The following is a 4,576-nucleotide window of genomic DNA, read 5'->3' on the forward strand; positions in this document are numbered from 1 at the left end:
ATGCACAATAGCCTGTTATAAAAGCGTTTAATGCAGATTAAGGAGAAGAACTTTCATTCTTCTGGAAGGGTCCGTTCGCAACATTATAGCGGGGTTGGTGGGGAAATGGCGAGACTCCCATGGGAGAAGGGACTAGGTGAGATCCCGCAGGGAGTGAAACGAGCGAGGAAGCTCAACGTTCCCCCATAGGAAAGCGAGTTATTTCCCCACCTGCCCTTGTCCATCTAACGTAAAGGACCCATTTATCTCGAAACTGAGTCTTCAAGTAATGGGAGCTTAACTGTAATATCAACCCCGGACTTTAACCGTGTCATTATTTAAAACGAAGCAGGTCTCCTTTAATAATGTGATCGGACAATTTAAGCTTTTCACGTGCCTTTTCCCGACCTTCTTTACAATGGGAGCCATTTACAGGCTGGCTGCTGGCTGTTTTGTAACAAATGCCGTCTTGAAAGAGATAGGAAGGCGTTACAAAATCGCCATCACGGAAAGCTACAAATTCTTCTTTATCGTCAGCTAGAAGATTCTGGCTGAAACTCATGTAATTCTCTGTCTCTTTTCCGAGTAAATGAAAGACAGTGGAGCGGATGTCAATTTGCCCACCTAATGTAGTAAACGTTTTCCCTTCCATTCCTGGAATATGAATAAGCAGCGGGACGCGCTGGTTCGTTGTATGAGAAAGCGCCGTATCGGGCTGATCGAGAAGCTCATGCACTCCGTCTTCATATTCCTTAGAGATACCGTAATGGTCCCCGAACAGCACAAACATCGTATCCTGGTACATCCCTTCTTCTTTTAACGACTGAAACAGCTGACGAATCGATTCATCCAAGTACCGCACCGTAGTTAAGTAGCGATTGACCACCGGTTCCGAAGTTTCCGCAATTGGAAGGCTTCGGTCATTCTTATCCAATAAAAACGGAAAGTGATTCGTAAGGGTAATAAACTTCGCCATATAAGGCTCGTTTAACTGCTTCATATACGGGATTGATTGTCTGAAAAAGGATTTATCCTCTATTCCGTAATTAATCCGATTATCTTCGTTAATCTCATAATCTTGTTTGGATATAAACTGGTCATATCCAAGGGACTCATACATTTGCTCCCGATTCCAAAACGTTCTTACGTTTCCGTGAAAAACGGTAGTCTGATAGTCTTCCAAAAGTTCTGGCAGCCCGTTGAACGTATTATTGGGCCTGCGTACGAATGCAGAACCACCGTCGAGCGGATATAATCCAGTATCTACCATGAACTCTGCGTCCGAGCTTTTGCCTTGAGAAGCCTGATCGTAGAGGTTGGAGAAATAAAGACTTTCCTCTTTTAATTGATTTAAAAATGGCGTCACCGGTTCTCCTTTTACTTCTGCATCAATGACGAAGTTTTGAACGGATTCCAGTGTAATGAAAACCACATTCTTTCCTTTTGCCTGACCGAACCATTTTGTCTTTAAAGGGTCTTTCTCGGCCACATATTTTTCTACAGGTGCAGCGGCGGATTGGTCTGCCATAGTCTTCTGAAGTGGTGCCGTTATGCTGTAGGCAATATCAAACCATTGATACGCATAGATGCTGATGGAAGTCACAACTTTATCACGGTTATAGTTTTCCTGGAAAAGGTGGGGAGAATGCCACCAGGCAGCTGCCAGCATCACTAGGGAAATGCCCGCTGCACTTCCTGCGTATTGCTTTTTTTCTTTAAGCGTAATTGTGAAGGATCCTTTCTTGATCAGCCACCAGCCAATTACCACTAAATCAATAATAAATAACAGGTCCCATGGAGAAAGAAGAGTCCACGTACTTTGACTCAGTCCTCCTACGTTTCCTACCTGAAGCAGAATAGGAAGGGTGAGAAAATCTTCATAAAAACGATAATAAATTAAGTGAGCATAAAGAAAGAAGGTGGTTAAAAACATTAGAACGATTAATACCCATGGCTGCAGGCGTTTAAAAAAGAAAAACGAGAGCCCGAACCATAGCAGCAGAGGTCCGAGCGAGCTGAAAATTAATAATAAATGGTCGGTCACTCCGGGGGGTGACATTTGAAAAGCAACATACATAACGGCTGTTGTTTTCAGCCAGTAAAACAAGACAATCCAGGAAACTTTTCTCACGACTGGTTCACCTTCGGAAGGGTTTCAGAGCTCAAAACACGGTTCATAACTTCCCCGAGCCGAAGTAGATGGTTTGAATCTACATCACCCATAAGCGCAATCTGCACCCAGTTTCGTCTAGCCAAATAGCTGCTTTCGTAGTTAATGAAGATCCCATTTTTCTTTAACCTTTCCCCAAAACTCTGCTGAGAAATGTGATCCGGCAGGGCAATCGTAACAATCCCGTTTGAATAGCTGTGATCACCGAGAACCTTCAATCCCTGGTTACCCAGCACATTTCTAAGTTCCATCATGCATGCCCCAAGAGGCCTTTCATCGATTGAAGACAGAGATACCTCAAGAGCATGAACCAGGTTGGTAGAGTGTGTGTACGGGATGCTGTGATTAGAATCATAAACGCCAAGATCCAGGTATTTTGGAATATCCGGGTCCGGTACCGGTACATAATTATGAAAGACGATGGCCAGTCCAGGATAAGAGGCAAGCGCTTTACCGCTCACACTGGAAGCGATATGAACACCGGAAAGATCAAGCGGATCGGCACCGAGGGAACTGCAGGCATCCAGACAGAGTTTTACATTTTCAGAGTCTGCTATTTTTTTCAGTTCTCCGACATCAAACAAATACCCGGTCGAAGTTTCGCAATGGACACACCAGATCCATCCAATGGAAGGGTGTTCTTTCAGAAAGTCACGTACACGGTTTAAATTGATCGGTTCGTTCCACGCTTTCTGCATTCTGTAAAAATCAAGCCCTGTCCGGTGGGCGTGGTCCATCAGCCGGTCGCCGAATTCACCATTTGAGAGAATAAGACCCGTCCGGTCCAATTGTTTAATCTGCTGGGCGACAACGTCATTAGCAAGCGTTCCCGTCCCTACTGAGACCGTGACGTGTTTAGCATTTGTGCGCTCCGTAAGCAAGTTGCGCACTGTTTTCATTTGGCTGATAAAAGAGCCCGATCGATGAGACAGAGGAGAGGCTGCCAATGCCTCTTTCACTTCATCTTTTACGGCTACAGGGCCGGATAAAAACGATATCGGTTCATATCGAGCCAAGATCCGGTGGAAGGCCTGAGTAGCTTTTACAAAGCGATGCTTGGTTAGTTTCATCGGCTGGAACTTAGCACCTTCCTGACCAGTCATGGGGCCAAAAGGTTCAAACCCTAACTTCCGGTACAGCCTCCATTCACGCTCAGTCCCTGAGATTAATGCTGCATCATAGTTTTTCTGAAGACAGTATCGAATCAACTGGTCAATTAATCCAAAGAAAACCGAACCCTTGCGGTATTCCGGATGGATTGAAAGCAGACGAATTTCACAGGGAGCCTCGACCTCATGTAAGTAGCTGTCAAGATTAGGGAGTTTCTGATCGAGAGAAAACGGTCGCGTTGCCCGGACGGCAATCATACCGATAATTATTTCGCTTTCTTTAGCAATGATATATGTATTTTCAGTGTGAAAACGATCCACCAGCTTGCGGGTTTCGTTTTTTTCGTGCTGGGGGATTTCTTCTACAAATGTCTGGTAGTTTAATTCATGTATTTGTCGGTATTCTTCTTCCGAGTCAGCATTTTTATATTGAATAGACTGCTTTGTCATATCTGTTCCTCCTTTGTTAACAAACGGGGATGTACGGGAAAGGTGTGGGCTATAACGACCAGGATGTATCCAACTCCCAGGCATAGTCCAACCCCCGGGCTTTCCTGCCAGAGGGTTAAGAGAGGGGGGAGTCCCATTGCAACCATCATTACTTTGGAAAAAGGTAAAGGAGTAACGCTTGCAATAAAGGCAATGAGACCGAATAGGAGCAAACCTATAGGTTCGAGCATCAGGAGGGCTGCCAGATAAACGACTACACCCTTGCCTCCTCTTCCTTTAAGGAAAAGCGGCCATATATGTCCTGCAATTAAAGCGATAGCTGAGAAACCAATGATGATTGGAGAGACCGATAAGTAAAGGAGCAGGCTTAAAGGCAGGATCACTTTTAGTGCATCGATCACCACGGTCATTACAAAAGCCGGCTTTCCCAGAATTCGACCTGCGTTTTTGGCCCCGCCCGTGCCGCTTCCAAGCGTACGGATATCAGCACCTTTTCGCCATTTGGTCACCAAATAGGCGCCGTTTATATTCGCAATCAAATAGCAAATCACGATCCACACGTTACAACACCTTCCTATCTGATCATATTTTACCATCTTGAAGTTTCTGGTAAAGGGAGAAGGTGACGAAAATCCTCAGAATTTCTTCTTTTTAAGATTTTTCCCGCTGTTAAACCTCATTATCACTTGTTAAAAATAAGCTCCCGTTTGTTGAAGACTCAGTTTCGAGATATTGGTGAGCGAAAGGTCCTCCGGGGGACGATTTCGCTTTCCGCGGGCATGGGCTGAGCTTCCTCGGGCTTAACAGCCCTGCGGGATCTCACCGATCATGTTCATCCCGCAGGAGTCTACATCGTCCCCCTCCGGAC

Annotated in this window: 3 protein-coding genes; all 3 read right to left on the minus strand. The window is 45.3% G+C overall.

Translation table 11 applies throughout. The features are described 5' to 3' along the window. Window positions 1-313 precede the first annotated feature (313 nt). The 3 genes from WAM07_RS05165 to WAM07_RS05175 are packed head-to-tail and all read right to left on the minus strand — an operon-like array spanning window position 314 to window position 4,268. Window positions 314-2,110 carry an LTA synthase family protein gene (locus WAM07_RS05165; protein ID WP_422165344.1) on the minus strand — a complete coding sequence of 599 codons (1,797 nt, stop codon included), beginning with the start codon at window positions 2,108-2,110 and terminating at the stop codon, window positions 314-316. After that, entirely contained in the window at window positions 2,107-3,708 is a 1,602-nt protein-coding gene (locus WAM07_RS05170) for a GNAT family N-acetyltransferase (protein WP_422165346.1), read from the minus strand. Before WAM07_RS05170 ends, WAM07_RS05165 begins: the two co-directional genes overlap by 4 nt. Beyond that, complete coding sequence (locus WAM07_RS05175; protein ID WP_422165347.1) at window positions 3,705-4,268, minus strand: glycerol-3-phosphate acyltransferase; 564 nt, start codon at window positions 4,266-4,268, stop codon at window positions 3,705-3,707. Before WAM07_RS05175 ends, WAM07_RS05170 begins: the two co-directional genes overlap by 4 nt. Window positions 4,269-4,576 lie beyond the last annotated feature (308 nt).

Source organism: Halobacillus sp. (assembly GCF_049282395.1).
In the GTDB taxonomy this organism is placed as follows: Bacteria; Bacillota; Bacilli; order Bacillales; family Halobacillaceae; genus Halobacillus.

Coding starts and splice junctions, on each gene's coding strand:
- WAM07_RS05170 (WP_422165346.1), bottom strand. CDS start 3,708: ATGACAAAGCAGTCTATTCAATATAAAAATGCTGACTCGGAAGAAGAA.